The 18,359-nt window shown below is 61.6% G+C and carries 17 protein-coding genes; 8 read left to right on the top strand and 9 right to left on the bottom strand.

Features of this window, described 5'->3' with window-relative positions; translation table 11 throughout:
* Window positions 1–99: 99 nt before the first annotated feature.
* Window positions 100–1,422, bottom strand: coding sequence for a DEAD/DEAH box helicase (locus tag ACFC20_RS14420; RefSeq protein ID WP_375193620.1), 1,323 nt, complete (start codon window positions 1,420–1,422; stop codon window positions 100–102).
* A gap of 357 nt (window positions 1,423–1,779) precedes the next feature.
* On the opposite strand from ACFC20_RS14420, the gene mltF reads away from it, so the two are divergent.
* Both mltF and ACFC20_RS14410 read left to right on the top strand, forming a co-directional pair.
* Window positions 1,780–3,153, top strand: a complete 1,374-nt coding sequence (mltF, locus tag ACFC20_RS14415) for a membrane-bound lytic murein transglycosylase MltF (RefSeq protein ID WP_375193619.1) — start codon at window positions 1,780–1,782, stop codon at window positions 3,151–3,153.
* A gap of 52 nt (window positions 3,154–3,205) precedes the next feature.
* Window positions 3,206–4,273, top strand: coding sequence for a transporter substrate-binding domain-containing protein (locus tag ACFC20_RS14410; RefSeq protein WP_375193618.1), 1,068 nt, complete (start codon window positions 3,206–3,208; stop codon window positions 4,271–4,273).
* Window positions 4,274–4,286: 13 nt separating this feature from the next.
* Here ACFC20_RS14410 and ACFC20_RS14405 read toward each other — a convergent pair whose 3' ends face one another.
* Window positions 4,287–5,813: a flavin-containing monooxygenase gene (locus tag ACFC20_RS14405; protein WP_375193617.1), complete on the bottom strand. Its 1,527-nt coding sequence runs from the start codon at window positions 5,811–5,813 to the stop codon at window positions 4,287–4,289.
* A 213-nt stretch (window positions 5,814–6,026) separates the two neighbouring features.
* On the opposite strand from ACFC20_RS14405, the gene ACFC20_RS14400 reads away from it, so the two are divergent.
* The gene (locus ACFC20_RS14400) at window positions 6,027–6,896 is read left to right on the top strand and encodes a carbohydrate kinase family protein (protein ID WP_375193616.1); all 870 of its coding nucleotides are present in this window, start codon (window positions 6,027–6,029) and stop codon (window positions 6,894–6,896) included.
* A 7-nt stretch (window positions 6,897–6,903) separates the two neighbouring features.
* On the opposite strand, the gene ACFC20_RS14395 is transcribed toward ACFC20_RS14400, so the two are convergent.
* Entirely contained in the window at window positions 6,904–7,452 is a 549-nt protein-coding gene (locus ACFC20_RS14395) for a YgjV family protein (RefSeq protein WP_375193615.1), read from the bottom strand.
* A gap of 118 nt (window positions 7,453–7,570) precedes the next feature.
* Here ACFC20_RS14395 and ACFC20_RS14390 point away from each other — a divergent pair, with 118 nt between their 5' ends.
* On the top strand, window positions 7,571–8,605 hold the full coding sequence (locus ACFC20_RS14390) for a histone deacetylase family protein (RefSeq protein ID WP_375193614.1): 1,035 nt from the start codon (window positions 7,571–7,573) through the stop codon (window positions 8,603–8,605).
* 1 nt (window position 8,606) lies between these two features.
* On the opposite strand, the gene rlmE is transcribed toward ACFC20_RS14390, so the two are convergent.
* Complete coding sequence (gene rlmE / locus ACFC20_RS14385) at window positions 8,607–9,227, bottom strand: 23S rRNA (uridine(2552)-2'-O)-methyltransferase RlmE (RefSeq protein ID WP_375193613.1); 621 nt, start codon at window positions 9,225–9,227, stop codon at window positions 8,607–8,609.
* A 156-nt stretch (window positions 9,228–9,383) separates the two neighbouring features.
* On the opposite strand from rlmE, the gene ACFC20_RS14380 reads away from it, so the two are divergent.
* A complete protein-coding gene (locus ACFC20_RS14380) occupies window positions 9,384–10,112 on the top strand; it encodes a TrmH family RNA methyltransferase (protein WP_375193612.1) in 729 nt (242 codons plus the stop codon).
* 115 nt (window positions 10,113–10,227) lie between these two features.
* Window positions 10,228–10,896 carry a transglutaminase family protein gene (locus ACFC20_RS14375; protein WP_375193611.1) on the top strand — a complete coding sequence of 223 codons (669 nt, stop codon included), beginning with the start codon at window positions 10,228–10,230 and terminating at the stop codon, window positions 10,894–10,896.
* 4 nt (window positions 10,897–10,900) lie between these two features.
* Here the strand turns inward: ACFC20_RS14375 and ACFC20_RS14370 are convergent, their stop codons facing one another.
* The 3 genes from ACFC20_RS14370 to ahpF form a co-directional block, all read right to left on the bottom strand.
* Window positions 10,901–12,040, bottom strand: coding sequence for an ABC transporter substrate-binding protein (locus ACFC20_RS14370; protein ID WP_375193610.1), 1,140 nt, complete (start codon window positions 12,038–12,040; stop codon window positions 10,901–10,903).
* 101 nt (window positions 12,041–12,141) lie between these two features.
* Entirely contained in the window at window positions 12,142–12,912 is a 771-nt protein-coding gene (locus ACFC20_RS14365) for a hypothetical protein (RefSeq protein WP_375193609.1), read from the bottom strand.
* 173 nt (window positions 12,913–13,085) lie between these two features.
* On the bottom strand, window positions 13,086–14,672 hold the full coding sequence (gene ahpF / locus ACFC20_RS14360; RefSeq protein WP_375193608.1) for an alkyl hydroperoxide reductase subunit F: 1,587 nt from the start codon (window positions 14,670–14,672) through the stop codon (window positions 13,086–13,088).
* Between the two features lie 257 nt (window positions 14,673–14,929).
* On the opposite strand from ahpF, the gene ACFC20_RS14355 reads away from it, so the two are divergent.
* Window positions 14,930–15,661: a DUF3581 family protein gene (locus ACFC20_RS14355; RefSeq protein WP_375183335.1), complete on the top strand. Its 732-nt coding sequence runs from the start codon at window positions 14,930–14,932 to the stop codon at window positions 15,659–15,661.
* Between the two features lie 4 nt (window positions 15,662–15,665).
* Entirely contained in the window at window positions 15,666–16,145 is a 480-nt protein-coding gene (locus ACFC20_RS14350) for a peroxiredoxin (RefSeq protein WP_375183336.1), read from the top strand.
* A gap of 75 nt (window positions 16,146–16,220) precedes the next feature.
* Here the strand turns inward: ACFC20_RS14350 and ahpC are convergent, their stop codons facing one another.
* Both ahpC and ACFC20_RS14340 read right to left on the bottom strand, forming a co-directional pair.
* Window positions 16,221–16,784 carry an alkyl hydroperoxide reductase subunit C gene (ahpC, locus tag ACFC20_RS14345; protein WP_091989094.1) on the bottom strand — a complete coding sequence of 188 codons (564 nt, stop codon included), beginning with the start codon at window positions 16,782–16,784 and terminating at the stop codon, window positions 16,221–16,223.
* A gap of 180 nt (window positions 16,785–16,964) precedes the next feature.
* The gene (locus tag ACFC20_RS14340) at window positions 16,965–18,221 is read right to left on the bottom strand and encodes a BCCT family transporter (protein WP_375183337.1); all 1,257 of its coding nucleotides are present in this window, start codon (window positions 18,219–18,221) and stop codon (window positions 16,965–16,967) included.
* Between the last annotated feature and the right edge of the window lie 138 nt (window positions 18,222–18,359).

Below are 18,359 nucleotides of genomic sequence, written 5' to 3'. Positions count from 1 at the left end.
CTCACGGGAGGACTTGCACCTCCAGGAGTGCGCCCGTGCCGGGCGCACCAAAAAAAAAGCGGAGCCGAAGCTCCGCTTTTCAGTCATTCAGGCTGGCCGTCACGCGCTGGTGCGCTGGATTGACCGGCCGCGCTGACCACCGCCGTTCTGGCTTCGGCCACCGCTGCGTCCACCGGGCCGGGCACCGAAGCTCTTCGGCTTCCCACCGGGTCGACCATTACCGCCGCCGTTACCACTGCGATTGCGGGCACGGCTGGGGTCCGCCTTGGCCTTGGGTTTCAGGGGCAGGTTGTTGGTGGGCTCGAAGCCCTCCACCTGGGTGCGCGGCAGCTGCTTCTTGATCAGCCGCTCGATGCCCGCCAGCAGCTTGCCCTCATCGGCACTGACCAGTGACAAGGCATAGCCGCTCTCGCCCGCCCGGCCGGTACGGCCAATGCGGTGCACGTAGTCTTCCGGCACATTGGGCAGCTCGAAGTTCACCACCTGCGGCAGTTGCTTGATGTCCAGGCCACGGGCCGCGATATCGGTGGCCACCAGCACCCGGATCTCGCCGGCCTTGAAGTCCGCCAGCGCCCGGGTACGGGCACCCTGGGATTTGTTGCCGTGAATGGCCGCGGCGGTGATGCCGTCCTTCTCCAGCTTCTGGGTCAGGCGGTTGGCGCCGTGTTTGGTGCGGGTGAACACCAGCACCTGGTCCCAGCTGTTGTCACGCACCAGCTTGCTCAGCAGCGCGGTCTTCTGGTTCTGGTCCACCGGGTACACCGACTGCTTGACCTTCTCGGCGGTGGTGTTACGGGCGGCAACCTCCACCTGCACCGGGTTGTCCAGCAGGCCTTCCGCCAGGGTACGGATCTCGTTGGAGAAAGTCGCCGAGAACAGCAGGTTCTGCCGCTTGGCGGGCAGCAGCCCCAGGATCTTGCGGATGTCGCGGATAAAGCCCATGTCGAGCATGCGGTCGGCTTCATCCAGCACCAGGATTTCTACCTCGTTGAAGCGCACGGCGTTCTGCTGATACAGGTCCAGCAGGCGCCCTGGCGTGGCCACCAGTACGTCCAGACCCTTGCGCAGTTTCATCATCTGGGGATTGATTTTCACGCCCCCGAAAACCACCGCGGAGCGGGTGGGAATGTACTTGCTGTAGAGCGTGACGCTGTCGTGCACCTGGGCCGCCAGTTCGCGGGTCGGAGTCAGGATCAGCGCGCGCGGGCCCTTGCCGGTGCGCGGGTTTTCACCCAGGCGCTGCAACAGGGGCAGGGTAAAGCCGGCCGTCTTGCCGGTGCCGGTCTGGGCAGCCGCCATCACGTCCTTTCCCGACAATACCGCCGGAATGGCCTGGGCCTGGATGGGAGACGGGGTTTCGTAACCCTGGTCTGCGGTGGCACGAACCAACTGCTCGGACAAACCGAGTGAAGAAAAACTCATATAAATCAAACCTTGATTGTGCTGCCTCCACGAACACCGTGCTCGGTGAATGCGGGCAGATGCCATGAACAGTCATGGAATAAGAGACGACTACAGTCACGCGCCGGTAACGGGGTGACGTCCTCTGACAGGTCGTACGGAAAGGTCGCAAGGGTAAAAACCCGGAACTGCGGAATCCCTAGAGGCAGGATGCGGGCACGTTAACAGAGGCTTCGCGAATAAGCCATAGGTGATTGTGCCTCTGCAACGAGAGCCGACGGGCCCGATCAGACTAATCCAAACCCACCAGCGGTCAGTATCGACTAGGGAGGTACGTAGAAATACGTAGAATTCACGCAACCGGAAGACCCGTTTGTTATGTCCCATTCCAGATTTCTCGCTGCCCTCGCCATCAGCCTCGCGCCCCTGATCCTTGCGGGCTGCAGCGACAATAACAGCCAGCAGCCGGCGCAGACCGCGCTTCAGCCACCCTCGGAAACGGGCGTTCTGAAAGTGGCCACCCGCAATGGCTCCACCACCTACTATCTTGATCGCCATGAAAACCCGATTGGTCCGGAACACGCCCTGATCAGCGCCTACGCCGAGGCCCGGGGCTGGGAAGTGGAATGGACCATGCTGGATTCCACCAGCAACGTGCTCGATGCGCTGGCCTCCGGCAATACGCACCTGGCGGCCGCCGGACTGACGCACCTGCCCTCCCGGGATAAGCGCTTTGCCCGGGGGCCGGCCCACACCGAGATCACCGAACAGCTGGTATGTCACCGGGACGCCCGGCCCATGCCGCGAAAACCGGAAGATCTGCCGGGAACGGACATTGTGGTAACGGCCGGCTCAAGCTATGTGGAAACCCTGAACGCACTGAATGAACAGTATCCGGGCATTGGCTTCCGCGAAGATGCCGACCGCACCACCGAGGTGATCCTTTCAGCGGTGGCGGAGCAGGATGTCGGGTGTACCGTGGCCGATTCCAACATCGTGCAGGTGATGCGGCGCCACTTCCCCCACCTTGAGGTGGCCATGACCCTCACAGAAGGCCGAAACCTGGGCTGGTATCTGCCCGCGGGATCCACAGACCTGGCTGACGACGCCAGGGAATGGATGAACAGCCGGGACGGCGACGAGGCCCTGGCCGACATGGAAAACCGCTACTACGCCTACATCGGAGACTTCGATTTCGTCGATCTTCGGGCCCTGAACCGTCGGATCGAGGAACGCCTGCCCGAATTCATTGACGAGTTCCGGGAAGCCGAGGCCAAAACCGGCATGCCTGCGGATCTTCTGGCCGCCCTGTCCTACCAGGAGTCTCACTGGGACCCGGACGCGAAATCGCCCACCGGCGTTCGCGGCATCATGATGCTGACCCAGCGCACGGCCGAATCCCTGGGCGTCGACAACCGCCTGGATCCGGAAGCGGCGATTGATGGCGGGGCCCGTTACCTGGCGGACCGGCACCGCCGCCTGCCTGAGACCATTCCGGAACCGGACCGGACTTTTCTGGCCCTGGCCAGCTACAACATTGGCCGGGGGCATCTGCTCGATGCCCGGGAACTGGCCCGCAGCCTCGACAGGAACCCCGATTCCTGGAAAGACATGAGCGAGGTTTTACCCCTGAAGGCGGACAAGCGATACTATCCCAGCACCCGTTACGGCTATGCCCGTGGCTACGAGCCCGTGCACTACGTGCAGCGCATCCGTAACTACCGGGACGTGATACGTTCCGCCTTCGAATAATGTACCGATCAACCACAAGGAGCGCGGCCCCAGGGCGGGGCCGCACGCAGCCATGCATCAACGGATTCTTTTTGTCATCACCCTGCTGGCCCTGACCGCCAGCCATCCCCTGCACGCCCAGGATGCCCCCCTGAAAGTGGGCATCACCGAAGTACCGCCCTTTGTCATGCAGACCGAGGACGGTCGCTGGGAGGGCATCAGCATCGACCTCTGGAAACAGGTGGCGGCCGGGATGGGCCGCGAGTACGAATGGGTTCCCCTGGGCTTCCGGGAACTGCTCGACGCCACCGAAGCCGGCGAGATTGATGTCGCCGTTGGCGCGCTGACCATGACTGCTGACCGGGAAAGTCGGTTCGACTTCAGTCACCCGTTTTACCAGACCGGCCTGTCCATTGCCGTACCGCCAGTGCCCGAGCAGGGGCTTCTGGCCAGTCTGAGGGCCCTGATCAGCTGGCAGTTCGTGAGCGTGATCCTGGCGTTGGGCGTCCTGCTTCTGGCGGTCGGCTTCGTACTCTGGCTGGCCGAACGTCGGCGCAACCCGGAACAGTTTGGCGGTTCCGCCGCCCAGGGCATTGGTGCCAGCTTCTGGTGGGCGGCGGTCACCATGACCACCGTGGGCTATGGCGACAAGGCACCGACCACCTTCACCGGGCGAGTGATTGCGCTGGTGTGGATGTTTGCCGGACTGATCATGGTGGCCAGCTTTACTGCAGCCATTACCTCATCCCTGACGGTCAGCAACCTGCGCAGCGGAATCGAGGGCGTGAGCGACCTGCCGGGCAAAGTGGTGGCCACCATCGGCCAGACCGCCAGCCAGCGTTATCTGGAAGAGCAGCGCATTCGCTATCAGACCTATCCGAACCTGACTGCGGCGATGACCTCGGTGGCGGACGGCGAAAGCGATGCCATTGTCTACGACCGCCCGTTGCTGCAGTACCGGAACCAGCAGTTGGGGCCCAGGCGCCTGAGCCTGCTGCCCGGCGTGTTTGCCGAGCAGCTGTATGCCCTGGCGCTACCGGAAGGCAGCCCGCTGCGGGCACCGGTGTCCCAGCAGATACTCCGGGTGACCGAGTCTGACGACTGGTCGGCTATCAAGGCGGCTTATCTCGGCAGGGACTGAGGAAAGCCCCGGCTCAGGCTCCGAACAGGGCCGAGCGCAGGGGCTTCAGGAACCCGCCGGTGTCACGGCTGCTGGCGTGGGTGCGTTTGCCGTCGAACTCCAGATAACCGTCCTCGATTGGCTCGAACCGCAGGATTTTCACGTCCTCAAGGTAGTTCTGTGACGATCGCCAGGGCCCGTGGGTGCCCTGGCGGGGCAGCCGGTCCGCGGCGCGGCGAATGTAGCCGGAGTTGAGTGAGCCCAGCACCGTCTCCTCGCCCCGACTGTTCTCGAGATCCCGGGCCGCCACCATTCGGTAGCCCCGCTTGTCCATCAGGTTCATCAGCCGGCACAGGTACTCGGCGGCAATGTCCACCTTCAGGGTCCAGGAAATATTGGTGTAGCCGAAGATCATGCCGGCGTTGGGCACGCCCTCCACCATCACGTTCTTGTAGATGACCTTGTCTTTCATCACCACCTCCTGGCCGTCCACGGTCGGCCTGATGCCTCCCAGCATCTGGATCTCCAGGCCAGTGGCCGGGATGATGATGTCAGCCGCCAGCTCCTCGCCGGATTTCAGGCGGATGCCGGTTTCGGTAAAGCGCTCGATATGATCGGTGGCGATGGAGGCCTTACCCGACTTGATCGCCTGGAACAGATCGCCGTCCTTGACCACGCACAGGCGCTGGTCCCACGGGTTGTAGTCGGGAGTAAAGTGGCGCATGTCGGCCTTGCCCTGGACCTGCCGCTTGATAATCCCCAGGAACAGCTTCCGCATGAACTGGGGGCTCTTACGCGATCGCTGGTACAGGAACCGTGAGATGGAAATGTTGCGGGCCCGGGTCAGCCGGTAGGCGGCTTTTTCTGGCAGCACTTTCTGCAGCGCCAGGGTGATTTTGTCCGTTGAGGGCAATGGCATCAGGTAGGTCGGTGAGCGCTGCAGCATGGTCACGTGGGCTGCCTTTTCGGCCATGGTTGGCACCAGGGTGATGGCGGTGGCGCCACTGCCGATGACCACCACCTTCTTGCCGGTGTAATCCAGATCCTCCGGCCAGTGCTGGGGATGCACAATCTGGCCGCGGAAATCGCTTTCACCCGGAAAATCAGGCTTATAACCCTGATCGTAGTTGTAATAGCCGGTACAGCCGACCATAAAGCTGGCGGTGTAGTGCTCGGTCTCTCCGGTGGCCTCGTTCAGGGCTGTGAGCTTCCAGCACTTGTCGACGCTCGACCAGTCTGCACTCTTCACGGCCAGGCCATAGCGGATATGACGCTCCACATCGTGTTCCCGGGCGGTTTCGGCCACGTAGTTCTTGATCGACGCGCCGTCGGCCAGCACCTTGCCACCGGTCCAGGGCCGGAAGTTATAGCCAAAGGTGAACATGTCGGAATCCGAGCGAATACCCGGGTAACGGAACAGATCCCAGGTGCCTCCCAGGGACTGGCGCCGTTCCAGAATGGCAAAGGACTTGCCGGGACACTCGCGCTTGAGGTGACACCCCATGCCGATGCCGGAAACGCCGCCGCCGATGATCAGAACATCGAAGTGCTGGTTGCTCATACCTGTCCTCTGGAATTGCTGTCCGCTTTTTATCATTGATGGTGTGGTTTCAAGATAGCCCAGGGGTGGCTGCGCGGAAATTGGCCAGAACGGACACCGGCACCGGTTGTTTCAGCCAGTCGCTACCAGGCAGAGGCGTAGGGCGAGGGAGGATCACGACGCCAGCCGCCGGGCCCAGAATGATGCAATACCAGCCATAGGGAAGAAATCCAGATGACACAACCGGTCCTGATTCTCGGGGGCGCATCCCTCGATACCATCATTCACCTGGCGCAGCTGCCCGAGCCACGCCCCCAGACCCTCTGGCCCCGGGAAAGCTACCGGGCCGTCGGCAGTACCGGTGCCGGCAAGAGCCTGAACCTGGCGGCGCTCGGCCAGCCCGTGGTGTTCCATACCCTGCTCGGCCAGGATCCGGAGGCTGGGCAGATTCGTGATGCCCTCCGCCACCGGCAAATCCACCTGCTGGCGGAGGAAACCCGGGCGCCAACCGAGCAGCACGTGAACCTGATGGCGGCAGACGGCAAACGCCTTTCGCTGTTCGTCCAGCCGCCGCCAGAACCTCCTGAGGTCAACTGGGCTCCGGCACAGGAAGCACTGGCCGGCTGCTCTCTGGCAGTGGTCAATATCCTGGGCTACGTGCGCTCCGCCCTGCCCTGGCTGACTGAAACCGGGGTTCCGATCTGGACCGACCTGCACGATTACGACGGCCGCAATCCTTATCACGAACCGTTCATCGAGGCCGCGAACGCGGTGTTCCTGTCCAGCGACAACCTGCCGGACTATCGCAGCACCATGGAACGGCTGATCGAACGTGGTAAGGCATTTGTTGTCTGCACCCACGGATCGAAGGGCGCTTCCTTGCTGACCAAGGGCGGGCAACGGTTCGAACAGCCCGTGGTGCCCGTGGCCGAGGTGGTCGACACCAATGGGGCAGGCGACGCGTTTTTCAGTGGTTTCCTGTACCGGTACCTGGCAGGCGCCGACTGGCCGGAGTGCCTGCGGGCGGCGGCCATCTGCGGGGCGCTGTGTGTGACCAGTCGGGCCCTGGCCTCTCCCGGGTTAGGTCCGGACCGGCTGGGGTAGAGCGGGATCAGCGGCCCGGTGAAAAGTCCGGGTACTTTTTCTGCAGCCGGTACAGGCGGATGATGGTGATGAGGTTGGTGACCAGCACCATGCCCTCGGCCAGGGTGCCGCCCACGGAGCCGATCACGATGTTGTTCAGCATCCAGCACAGGGCCGCCAGCCCGAGCACGATGCGCAGGGGAATGCCGCGAAGCATGAACATGGCCACCGTGCCAAAGACGGCAGCGGCCAGGGGAAACACGTCGGTGGGCGATTTCCAGGTGAACCAGGCCACCACCAGGTTCACTGCCAGCATCGCCAGCATGATCGGCCAGTTGCCCTGGTATTTGCGGGCCAGGGTAATGCGCACGATCACCAGCACGGTCAGGGCGGAGGCGGTCCAGCTCTCGAAGAACGCGAACATCAGGGCAAAGGCCACGTTGGCGGAGATCAGCAGCACCAGCAGCCGGTCGTCGTTCTTGTTGGCAAAGCCGGCGATGCAGAACGCCAGCGCCACCAGGCCGCATATCTGGCCCAGTGTTTCCACCAGGGTCGGTTCCGTGAGCAGCTCTGTCATGGTTCACCGGTGTTGCGTGCCATTGCGGTAATCCCTTGTCCCTGTTTACGCTCCCAGCCTGCCACACTTGCCGGTATTGAGCCACGAGGCCCCCGGAACACTCAGCAAGGACCCGACTATGAAAACCGTTTTCTCGCCCCTGCACAGCCGCCGCCATGTAAAAACCGAACTGGACGGCGGCCTGCTGATCGAACCCCACGAGAAGCCCTCCCGGGCGGAAACCATTCTGGCGCGGGTGAAGGACCAGGGGCTCGGTGAGATCCTTGAGCCGGAAGAGTTCGGCCTTGGGCCAGTCCAGCGGGTGCACACCGCCGACTATGTGGCTTTTCTCGAGACTTGCTGGCAGGACTGGCAGGCGGCCGGCAAGCCGGGTGAAGCCATTCCGGCGGTGTGGGCCGGGCGTGGTATGCGCCACCGGCTGCCCAAAGACATCGACGGCCGCCTGGGCTATTACAGCTTCGCCGCGGAAACCTCCATCTCCGACGGCACCTGGGAAGCCGCCCGGGCCTCTGCCAACGTTGCCCTCACCGCCCAGAAGCTGGTGGCCGGCGGCGAGCGCGCCGCCTTTGCCCTATGCCGACCGCCGGGCCACCACGCCCATGCCGACCTGTTCGGGGGCTACTGTTTCTTCAACAACGCGGCCATCGTGGCCCAGGCCTTCCGGGACCAGGGGTATGGCCGGGTGGCCGTGCTGGATGTGGATTTTCACCACGGCAACGGCACCCAGGCTATTTTTTACCAGCGCAACGACGTGCTGACCCTCAGCCTGCACGGCGACCCGGACCTGGTATTTCCGCATTTCCTGGGGTTTGAAGACGAGACCGGCGAGGGCGACGGGGAGGGTTACAACCTGAACATCGTGTATCCGCCCAACACGCCCTACAGCGTCTGGAGCCAGGGCCTGGAAACCGCCTGTGAGCGAATCGCCAGGTTCCAGCCGGACGCGCTGGTGGTGGCGCTGGGCGTCGATACCTTCGAGGACGACCCGATTTCCTTCTTCAAGCTGACCTCCGGCGACTACCTGACCCTGGGCGAGCGCCTGGCCCGGCTCGGGCTGCCTACGGTGTTCACCATGGAGGGCGGCTACGATGTCGACGCCATCGGCGTGAATGCGGTGAATGTGATGCAGGGGTTTGACCGGGCTGCCGGCTGAGTCAGCCCTTGAAGCCCTTGCCCAGAATGTAGACTTCCCGGGACCGTGCCCGGGAGGAATCGGGCTTGCGCACCACCACCTTGTCGAACACGGCGCGCACCGATTTCAGGTACTCGTCGTAGCCCTCGCCCTGGAACACCTTGGCGAGGAAACTGCCTTTGGGCTTGAGCACCTGGCTGGCCATATCCAGGGCCAGCTCTACCAGGTACATGGAGGCGGCCTGGTCGGCCACGGTCACGCCGCTGATGTTTGGCGCCATGTCGGAGATCACCACGTCCACCGGGTTGTCTCCGAGGGTGGCCATCAGGGCATCGAACACGTCATTTTCGGTGAAGTCGCCCTGGATGAATTCGACACCGGCAATGGCGTCCATGGGCAGGATGTCCGAGGCCACCACCCGGCCCTTGTGGCCCACCAGGTTGGCCGCCACCTGGGACCAGCCGCCAGGCGCCGAACCCAGGTCCACCACCACCATGCCCGGCTGAATCAACCGGTCTTTCTTGTTGATTTCCAGGAGCTTGTAGCTGGCACGGGAGCGGTAGCCGTCCACCTGCGCCTGTTTCACGAAGGGGTCGTTAACGTGCTCTTCCAGCCAGCGGTTACTGCTTTTGGATCGGGCCATTGGGTCTCTTCAGATCGGGGAACGCGTGGGATTAATTGTACGTGGCGCGCGGGGAAGCGGCAAAATCCTGACAACCGGGTCGGCCACACGTACAATTCCGCCAGCTTCCGGTGATTTCTGCCACCGACCACGCCCACCCGACGGGAGACCGGCCCTGTGAACCTCGCCGACATCAAAAAACTGCACCAGAAAAAGTACCGGCAGTCGTTTGGTCATTACCTGGTGGAGGGCGAGCACCTGATCCTGGAGCTGCAGAAAGCGGCGGCCCGGGAACCGGCGCTGGCGGCTGCACAGCTCTATGTCACCGGTGCCTACGAGCAATGGCAAAGCCCGTTTACAACCCACGTGATCAACGACCGCCAGATGGCCCAGCTGGCCGACACCCGCACACCCCAGGGCATCCTGGCTGTGGTGCCTATGCCGGCGCGTCCGGCCGAGCCGGTGCCGGGCGAGAACGCCATTTACCTGCACGAAGTTCAGGACCCGGGAAATCTGGGTACCATTCTGCGCACCCTGGCCTGGTTCGGCGGTTTCCGCTGCCTGCTGAGTCCGGGCAGCGTGGACCCCTTCAATCCCAAGGTGGTGCGGGCGAGCATGGGCGCGCTGTTCCATGTGCCACTGGAAACCGATGTGGGCCTGTCGGACCTGGGCACCCGCTACCAGAGCCTTGCCTACCTGGACCTCAACGGCGAGTCCACGACGGCCGTCGGCTTCCACCGTCACGACTGCTACCTGTTCGGCAACGAAGCCCGGGGCGTGCCACGGGAGGCACTGGACCAATTGCAGGCCGTGCCCTACAGCATTCACGGCCAGGGACAGATTGAATCGCTGAATCTGGCGTCGGCGGTGAATATGTGCACCTACGAATTAATGCGGGACCGTTAAGCTGCAAATCTCACCATCTGAGCAGTTTCGGCAATGGTTCTGGCGGATCCCGCCATTGCCTCCCGGGTGTGGATTGCCCAGGATCGGGGGTTGATCAAAAGACCGGACCACGATTATGCAACGCTACCTCCAGCCCACCGACTTCTTCGACTACGAGCACCCCGACGTGCAAGCCTGGATGGAATCCCGGCTGGAAGGCGTGCCCGAAGACCCGGTAGAACAGGTCAAAGCGCTCTACCTGGCGGTGCGCGATGGCATCAGTTACAACCCCTACGTGTTCCAGACCGACGCCCACACCTTCAGCGCCAGCTACGCGCTGAAAAGCGGCGAAACCTACTGCATTCCCAAGGCGGTACTGCTGGGCGCCGCCGCCCGCTCCCTGGGCATTCCCAGCCGGCTGGGCCTGGCCGATGTCCGCAACCATCTCTCCAGCCCCAGGCTGATCGAATGGCTGCGTTCGGATATCTTCCGGATGCACGGCTACATCGAGCTGTTTCTCAACGACCGGTGGGTAAAAGCCACGCCGGCCTTCAATCGCCAGCTGTGCGAACTGATGAAGGTGGCGCCGCTGGAGTTTGATGGCGTGCACGACTCCATGTTCCAGGAATACACCGAGGAAGGTGAGGCCCACATGGAATACGTCAACGACCACGGTCTGTTCGACGACGTGCCCCACGACTTCATCGTCTCGGGTGTGCGGGCCGCCTACGGCCACCTGTTCAGTGGGCAACAGCTGGAAGAGGCCGGCCTCCGCCGTCTCGAGCAGGAGATTCCCGGGGCCTGAGGCTTCAGGATCCCGCCGGGTGTGCCACCAGGGCCCGGGAAAAGGCGTTCATCAGATCGTCGACACGGCTGACGGGCGTACTGGAAGACTCGCCCCTGGTCCGGCTGAAACGCCGGAAATCCACGGTCTTCCAGTTTTCCGGAGCCATGATGCGCTGCACCTGATCGACATTTTCCCGGGTTGCCGGCTCCAGCTGGTAGCTGAACACGTAGTCGGGTGACAGATCCGCAAAATCCCACCCCAGGTGGTAATCGTGCAGTAGCAGCAAGACCAGGCCTCCGCCCATGAAATGCCGACCGAAACTGGCCAGAAGCTCGCCCTCACGGATCTTCTCCAGCGCCTCTGGCTCCCAGTCGACGCCACCCACGAGCAGATCTTCACCAGGCTTCCGGCCGGCAGACCGCGCGGCCTCAAGGGCGCCAAGGGCCATGCCATCGCTGGCGCTCCAGAGGGTGACGAGGTCGGGATAGCGCTTCAGCAGGACAGCGGTTTTTTCCCGGGCCAGCTCACGACTCCAGTCTGCGTAGAGGAGCTGGAGCAATCGGGTGCGTTGCTGAACAGCGGCGGCCAGCAAACCACGGTTCCTGTCCTTGGCGGCGGAGGAATCCAGGGTTCCGGAGAGGGCCACCATGGGCAGGCTCGGCCCGGGCCCCAGCCCCATCTGACCGGCCCGCTGCCCGAGCAGTGTCGCCAGCGCGCGGCCGGCCGCAAGATTGTCCGGCGCGAGGTGGCCGATCCAGCCCTTCAGGGCGGTGCGGGGCGTACCGATAGCCGCCCGGGCAGCCTCCGGCACATCCGTGTTGAAGGTAAAGGCTTTTACACCGGCCTCATCGGCCATCCTTAGCATGGCCTCGGTCACATGCTCCTTGCACATGAATACCAGGTAGTCCGGCTTTTGCTCCCGCCGTAGCACCCGTTCTGCCATCCTCAGATAGCTGAAGCGGTGACTGGCGCGATCTACCTGCACCTCGAGATCCATGTCGAGGTCTCCAGCCACTGCCGTCATGAATCCGGATACCATCTGCCAGAAGCGGGAATCGTCCGGGGAGAGGAAGACAACACTCGGCCTCTGTCCGGCCTGAGCCGGCGAGCCTGCAAGCAGAAACAGAAAAACGATCAGCAAAAGGGCTGGATAGGACTTCATGTAACGCATCACCCTCTGGATGATCTGGCAGCATTGGCTTATACGGCAATAAGCTACCGAGCTGTCGGGTAACAGACAAGCAGGTGGGCGTTACCAATGTCTCAGTTCAGAACAGAAGACCCGGGCTCTGGCACCCGGTCTTCAAACTCAAGGTACAGATCTCCGGCCAGTTCCCGGTACACGCCGGTTTCTTTCAGGGCCTTCAGGCGGGTCGAAAGCCGGCTCAGGAACTGCCGGTTGTCTGGGGTGTTGTGGCAGGTCAGACGATCATAACTTTCAAGCAGGGGAGCTTGCGGATCGTAGCTGAGGTTGTCCAGCAATGGCCGAACATCCGGCACGGCGGCGATCATGGCGCCGAATCTCCGATGCTCGAGCATCGCCAGATTCTGGGCATCACTCTTCGACCAGATCACCTTCAGCTCCCGGTCTTCCAGGACCGCATCCAGGTAGACCTCGTGACCAATCACCGCGCCCACGGCTTTGCCCTCAAGCTGTGCCAGGCTGCTGACCGGATCGGCTTCCCGGGGAGTAAACAGGTAATAGGTGAATTTGCCGAGCGGAAAGCTCGCTATCACGGCGTCTTCGCCCAGTCGACGCTTCAGCACGTCCGAGAAGGAATAAATACAATCGGTGCCGCGCTCCTCGAACACCATCATCGCCCGCTTGTAGGGGAAGAACTGCTCGGTCACCGCCACGTCGAGCCCCTGGAGAGCCCTGTGCAGGATCTTCTGGTAAACACCGTCACGATTATCCGACAGCAGGCTGGTAATGTCCGGGACCGCAATGCGGACCACCGGTTGCGCCATCACAGGCGCGCCCAGCAGGCTTGCGCTGAACAGCAGAATCTGGAGGGGATACAGGAAACCTTTCATGACTCGCCCATCGGTCCGTGACGCCGCTCTAGTGACCACTTTATGTACAGGTTTCACAGTATGACGATCTTGTTTCCTGTAGGCCAGAAAAACCTTGTTAAAAATGTGGGTATAAGAAAAAAGGCACCGGATGACTCCGGTGCCTTCCCTCTCATCAGGCGGCTGTTGATTGATTACGCTGCTTCGTCTTCGCTCTCTTCCACGGAATTGCGGATCAGAAAATCGAAGGCGCTCAGTGCCGCCTTGGAACCCTCACCCATGGAGATCACGATCTGTTTGTAGGGCACGGTGGTGGCATCGCCGGCCGCGAACACACCCGGAATGGAGGTCTCGTTGCGGTCGTTGACGATGATCTCGCCGTGCTGGCTCAGCTCGATGTCGCCTTTCAGCCACTCGGTGTTGGGCACCAGCCCGATCTGGACAAAGACCCCTTCCAGGGCGACGTGATGAGACTCACCGCTGTTGCGATCGGTGTAGTTCAGGCCGCTCACCTTGCCGTTCTCACCGGTGATCTCGGTGGTCTGGCCGGACGTGATGATCTCCACGTTCTTCAGGCTGCGCAGCTTCTTCTGCAGCACCTCGTCGGCGCGCATCTCGGCACCGAACTCGATCAGGGTCACGTGGCCGACAATACCGGCCAGGTCGATCGCCGCTTCCACGCCGGAGTTGCCGCCGCCAATAACGGCCACACGCTTGCCTTTGAACAAGGGACCATCGCAGTGCGGGCAGTAGGCCACGCCCTTGTTCCGGTATTCCGCCTCGCCGGGCACACCCAGCTGGCGCCAGCGGGCACCGGTGGACAGCACCAGGCTGCGGGCCTTGAGGGTCGCGCCGTTCTCCAGGCGCACCTGGTGTGGCTGGCCCGGGCGGGAAGCGGGAATCAGCTTTTCGGCGCGCTGCATGTTCATGATGTCCACATCGTATTCCTTGACGTGCTGCTCCATGGCCGCCACCAGTTTCGGGCCCTCGGTGTAGGGCACGGAAATCAGGTTCTCGATACCCATGGTGTCTGCCACCTGACCACCGAAACGCTCGGCCGCAATGCCGGTGGAAATGCCTTTCCGGGCCGCGTAGATGGCGGCCGAGGCGCCGGCCGGGCCGCCACCGATCACCAGCACCTCAAAGGTGTCTTTCTGGTTGATCTTTTCGGCATCCTTCTCGCTGGAGCTGGTGTCCAGCTTGGCCACGATTTCTTCCAGCGTCATCCGGCCCTGGCCCCAGGGTTCACCGTTCATGTACACGCTGGGCACGGCCATGACTTCCCGCTGCTCCACTTCGTCCTGGAACAGGGCGCCGTCAATGGATGTGTGCTTGATGTTCGGGTTCAGCACGCTCATCAGGTTCAGGGCCTGAACCACGTCCGGGCAGTTCTGGCAGGACAGGGAGAAGTAGGTCTCGAACTCGAACTTGCCCTCCAGGGACTGGATCTGCTCGATCACGTCCTGGGACGCCTTGGACGGGTGGCCACCCACCTGCAGCAGGGCCAGCACCAGGGAGGTGAACTCGTGGCCCATGGGGATGCCGGCGAAGCGCACACCAATCTCGGTACCAACACGGTTGATGGCAAAGGAGGGACGACGCACGTTTTCGGCCTCTTCCGTGCGCAGGCTGATTTTCGGGGACATCGGCTCCAGCTCTTCCAGCAGCGCACGCAGTTCCTGTGACTTCTTGCTGTCGTCGTAGGCTGCCACCAGCTCGATGGGCTGCTGCAGCTTGTCCATATACGCCTTCAGTTGCTCCTTGATGTTGGCATCCAACATGTTCGCGCTTCTCCTTTATGTGTTAATAGCAAGTAGTTGAATTGAATAGGGGTTATTTAAAAGTTGGCGCAACGATACGGCCTGTCAAAAAAAGGCTCAAATTAATTGCCACAAATGGATTAATAGGGCATCCCTATATAGCTTGATCCCACGTATCAGGCGCTTGACCAATAGCGCATATGCCCCCGCCGGATGCCGCAGTATCATGGTGTCAGACTGACGTAACATCATTCTTCGGCATTCAGAATAGGCAACGCATGTTTCTAGACCGTTTCCACTCCGTCCAGGACGGACGCATCGTTATTTCAGCGCGCCAGGCCAGCCAGTTCGCCAAGGAGATCGCCGGGGATTTCAACCCCATCCACGATCCCGATGCCCGCCGCTTCTGCGTGCCGGGCGACCTGCTGTTCGCCCTGGTGCTGGCCCGCTACGGACTGTCGGAGCAAATGACGTTCCGCTTCCGCAGCCTGCTTGGCGAAAACGTGCCCCTGCACTTTGTGGAAACCGAAGGCGGCCTGGAAATCCGGGATGACGCCGACAAGGTATATATCGAAGTAGACCGCAGCGGCGCCACCACCCGGGACGACGGCCTGATTGAGGACATCACCCGGGCCTATGTGTCGGCTTCCGGCAAGAACTTCCCGCACACCTTGAAACCTTTAATGGAGTCGAACGGGGTCATGTTCAATCCCGATCGCCCCATGGTGATGTACGAGAGCATGAGCCTGGCCCTCGACAGCCTTGAGCTGCCCTCGCCGGGACTGGAGCTGCACAACGCCAGCCTGGACGCCGCCGGCAAACGTGGCAATGTGCTCCTGGAGTACCGCCTGATGGCCGATAACCGGCCCATGGGGGAGGTAACCAAGCGACTGGTGCTCAGTGGTCTGCGCCCTTACTGTCCGGACGCGATGGCCGGGGTGATCGAGGAGTTCTATCGTCTCAAGGCCCGCGGCGCGGACTATTTCAACAACGACAACAACGGAGACTAACGCAATGCCGATTCAGCCAGGTGATGCCCTGCCCGATATCGAACTTCAGGTGATGGGCGCTAAAGGCCCGGAAAAGGTCCGCACCCGAGACCTCTTTGCCGGCAAGAAAGCCGTGCTGTTTGCCGTCCCCGGCGCCTTCACCCCCACCTGCTCTGCGGCCCATCTGCCGGGATTCGTGGTGAATGCCGACAAGCTGCGCGCCAAGGGTGTGGATGCCATTGTCTGCACATCCGTCAACGACGCCTTCGTGATGGACGCCTGGGGCAAGGCCCACAACGCCGAGGAAATCGTGATGCTGGCCGACGGCCTGGGCGAGTTTGCCAAAGCCCTGGACCTGACCCAGGACCGCACGGCCAACGGCATGGGCATCCGCAGTCAGCGCTACGCGATGATCGTGAACGACGGCAAGGTGGAGCTGCTGAACGTGGATCCCCAGGGCCTGGACCAGACCAGCGCCGAGGCCATCCTTGAGGCCCTCCAGTAAGCGCAGGTTCCTGCAGACGCAAAAAACCCCGGAAAATCCGGGGTTTTTTGTGGATAAGCGTCTCGGTAGAGAGGCTTAGATCTTGCCAACCAGGTCCAGGGAGGGAGCCAGGGTCTCTTCGCCTTCCTTCCACTTGGCCGGGCACACTTCGCCCGGGTGCTTGCGCACGTACTGGGCAGCCTTGATCTTGCGCAGCAGGTCGTCGGCGTCACGGCCGATGCCTTCGGCGGTGATCTCAACGGCCTGGATGATGCCGTCCGGATCGATCACGAAAGTGGCGCGGTCTGCCAGGCCCTGGCCTTCACGCATCACACCGAAGTTGTTGGTGATGGTGCCGGTCTGGTCGCCCACCATGTAGTACTGGATCTTGCCGATGGTCTCGGACGTATCGTGCCACGCCTTGTGGGTGAAGTGGGTGTCGGTGGACACAGAGAACACTTCCACGCCCAGCTTCTGCAGCTCCTCGTACTTGTCAGCCACGTCGCCCAGCTCGGTGGGGCAGACGAAGGTGAAGTCGGCCGGATAGAAGAAAAAGACAGCCCACTTACCTTTTACGTCGGCTTCGCTGATTTCAACGAACTCGCCGTTCTTGAAAGCAGTGGCGTTAAACGGCTTGATCTCGCTGTTGATGATGCCCATCTAAAGATATCTCCTTTTTAGTGGATTTCTAAGTCGATGAATTTACGGCGCATAAAGTACGGATAATGATGGCGCGGATAAAATTGATAATTCCCAAACCACAGATAGGGAAAGCCTATGGCAACCCCTTCTTCCAATCCGGGGTCGGGAAATTCCTGCCCGCGCCTTATTCATGGGGCCTTAACCGGCAAGTTCAATCTTTCGGAAATCCAGAATATTTTCCTTCGGTGACGCTTTGATGGCAGCCACGGCCTCTCGTTTGCGAGCGAGGATATACACAAAGCAGGCAAAGTAGAGGGCGATGACCAACGCGCCCACCCACTGGATGCGCAGAAAATCCAGCTGGAACAGCATGGTCAGCCCGATCATGGCCACCAGGTTGAAGATCACGTAGTTCACCCGGCCAAGCCGCTGCGCGGTCAGGTTCAGGTTATCGGTGTACAGGCGGATCAGGGAATCCAGCGAATTGACCACCATCAACACGCCCACCGAGATCATCGCGATGTTGGTAAAGGCGGCAATCTTCAGGCCCTCGGCGTGGTAATAGTAGAGCACGCTGAACCACACCCCGATGGCAATGGACGGCACCACCAGCATGGCAATCAGCAGCTGCCAGGTCTTGATGCCGCTGACAAACCGGGCGGTGAACTGGCCAATCATGATGCTCCAGGCAAACCACCAGAACAGGTAGAAGGCGTGGTAGTCATTGATCGGCAGCACGAAGTGATGAATGTTGGCGAAGTATTCCCCCAGCATACCGGCAGTGCCGAAGAAATCCCCGGGAGAACCCTTGCCCAGGACAAACGCCCGGAACCACATCCCCACAATCAGGGCAATGAACAGAATGCTGGAGCCAATGGACAGAATGCGCACGTACTTGATCTTCGAGCTCGAGTACACCGCCAGCGCGATGGACAGGAACACGATGACGTAGAACGCCGGCACCACCGATTCTCCGTCACCCAGCTGCGGCAGGTACCAGGGCAGGTTTACCAGCAGCAGGTAGGCGGTGAAGGCACAGGTGCCGATAATCACCACGTTGTTCACCAGCTTGACCAGTGGAATCTCGAAGAATTTGACCCGCGGTTCGATGATGGCGAAGTAAAAACAGGTCAGGAAATAGAAGCCCCAGATCAGGAAGGCCCAGAAGCCGAATTCGATGGCCAGGGGGTTGGCGAAGCCGTATTCCGGACTGGCTGAAAGGTCGCCATAGCCGCCGAACTCGGTGAGCGGGAACATGATCAGCCCCACATCGAGCCCGGAGGTGAACAGGATGGCAATAAACGTCAGCGTACGCACCGGCGTTACGCCGATGCACTGCATGTCCCACCATTTGTACAGAATCAGGGCAATGGCGGCGAAGGTAAAAATGAGTCCTGAGGATAACCAGAGTGTCATCGGATTGCCCTCCGGTTGTTCCTTGTCAGTGTAGTGCACAGCATGGGTGTTCCTCCTCTACTTGGTTCGAATCGGACACAAACCCAGGACTTGCCTATCCGGCGCCCGAAAACGGCGGGATGCCGTCGCGCTGATAGGGAAATCCTGAGGGCTTGCAAAACCCCGGGCGCCTTGCAC

It is taken from the genome of Marinobacter sp. (genome assembly GCF_041984545.1).
Classification (GTDB): domain Bacteria; phylum Pseudomonadota; class Gammaproteobacteria; order Pseudomonadales; family Oleiphilaceae; genus Marinobacter.
This window is presented reverse-complemented; position numbering and strand designations above follow the sequence as displayed.

Bases quoted from the DNA above. Each gene is read 5' to 3' on its own strand.
- ahpC (WP_091989094.1), bottom strand. From the start codon at position 16,784: ATGGGCATCATCAACAGCGAGATCAAGCCGTTTAACGCCACTGCTTTC.
- ACFC20_RS14350 (WP_375183336.1), top strand. From the start codon at position 15,666: ATGCCGATTCAGCCAGGTGATGCCCTGCCCGATATCGAACTTCAGGTG.
- ACFC20_RS14355 (WP_375183335.1), top strand. From the start codon at position 14,930: ATGTTTCTAGACCGTTTCCACTCCGTCCAGGACGGACGCATCGTTATT.
- ACFC20_RS14375 (WP_375193611.1), top strand. From the start codon at position 10,228: ATGCAACGCTACCTCCAGCCCACCGACTTCTTCGACTACGAGCACCCC.
- rlmE (WP_375193613.1), bottom strand. From the start codon at position 9,227: ATGGCCCGATCCAAAAGCAGTAACCGCTGGCTGGAAGAGCACGTTAAC.
- ACFC20_RS14400 (WP_375193616.1), top strand. From the start codon at position 6,027: ATGACACAACCGGTCCTGATTCTCGGGGGCGCATCCCTCGATACCATC.
- ahpF (WP_375193608.1), bottom strand. From the start codon at position 14,672: ATGTTGGATGCCAACATCAAGGAGCAACTGAAGGCGTATATGGACAAG.
- ACFC20_RS14420 (WP_375193620.1), bottom strand. From the start codon at position 1,422: ATGAGTTTTTCTTCACTCGGTTTGTCCGAGCAGTTGGTTCGTGCCACC.
- mltF (WP_375193619.1), top strand. From the start codon at position 1,780: ATGTCCCATTCCAGATTTCTCGCTGCCCTCGCCATCAGCCTCGCGCCC.
- ACFC20_RS14395 (WP_375193615.1), bottom strand. From the start codon at position 7,452: ATGACAGAGCTGCTCACGGAACCGACCCTGGTGGAAACACTGGGCCAG.
- ACFC20_RS14390 (WP_375193614.1), top strand. From the start codon at position 7,571: ATGAAAACCGTTTTCTCGCCCCTGCACAGCCGCCGCCATGTAAAAACC.
- ACFC20_RS14365 (WP_375193609.1), bottom strand. From the start codon at position 12,912: ATGAAAGGTTTCCTGTATCCCCTCCAGATTCTGCTGTTCAGCGCAAGC.
- ACFC20_RS14405 (WP_375193617.1), bottom strand. From the start codon at position 5,813: ATGAGCAACCAGCACTTCGATGTTCTGATCATCGGCGGCGGCGTTTCC.
- ACFC20_RS14410 (WP_375193618.1), top strand. From the start codon at position 3,206: ATGCATCAACGGATTCTTTTTGTCATCACCCTGCTGGCCCTGACCGCC.
- ACFC20_RS14370 (WP_375193610.1), bottom strand. From the start codon at position 12,040: ATGAAGTCCTATCCAGCCCTTTTGCTGATCGTTTTTCTGTTTCTGCTT.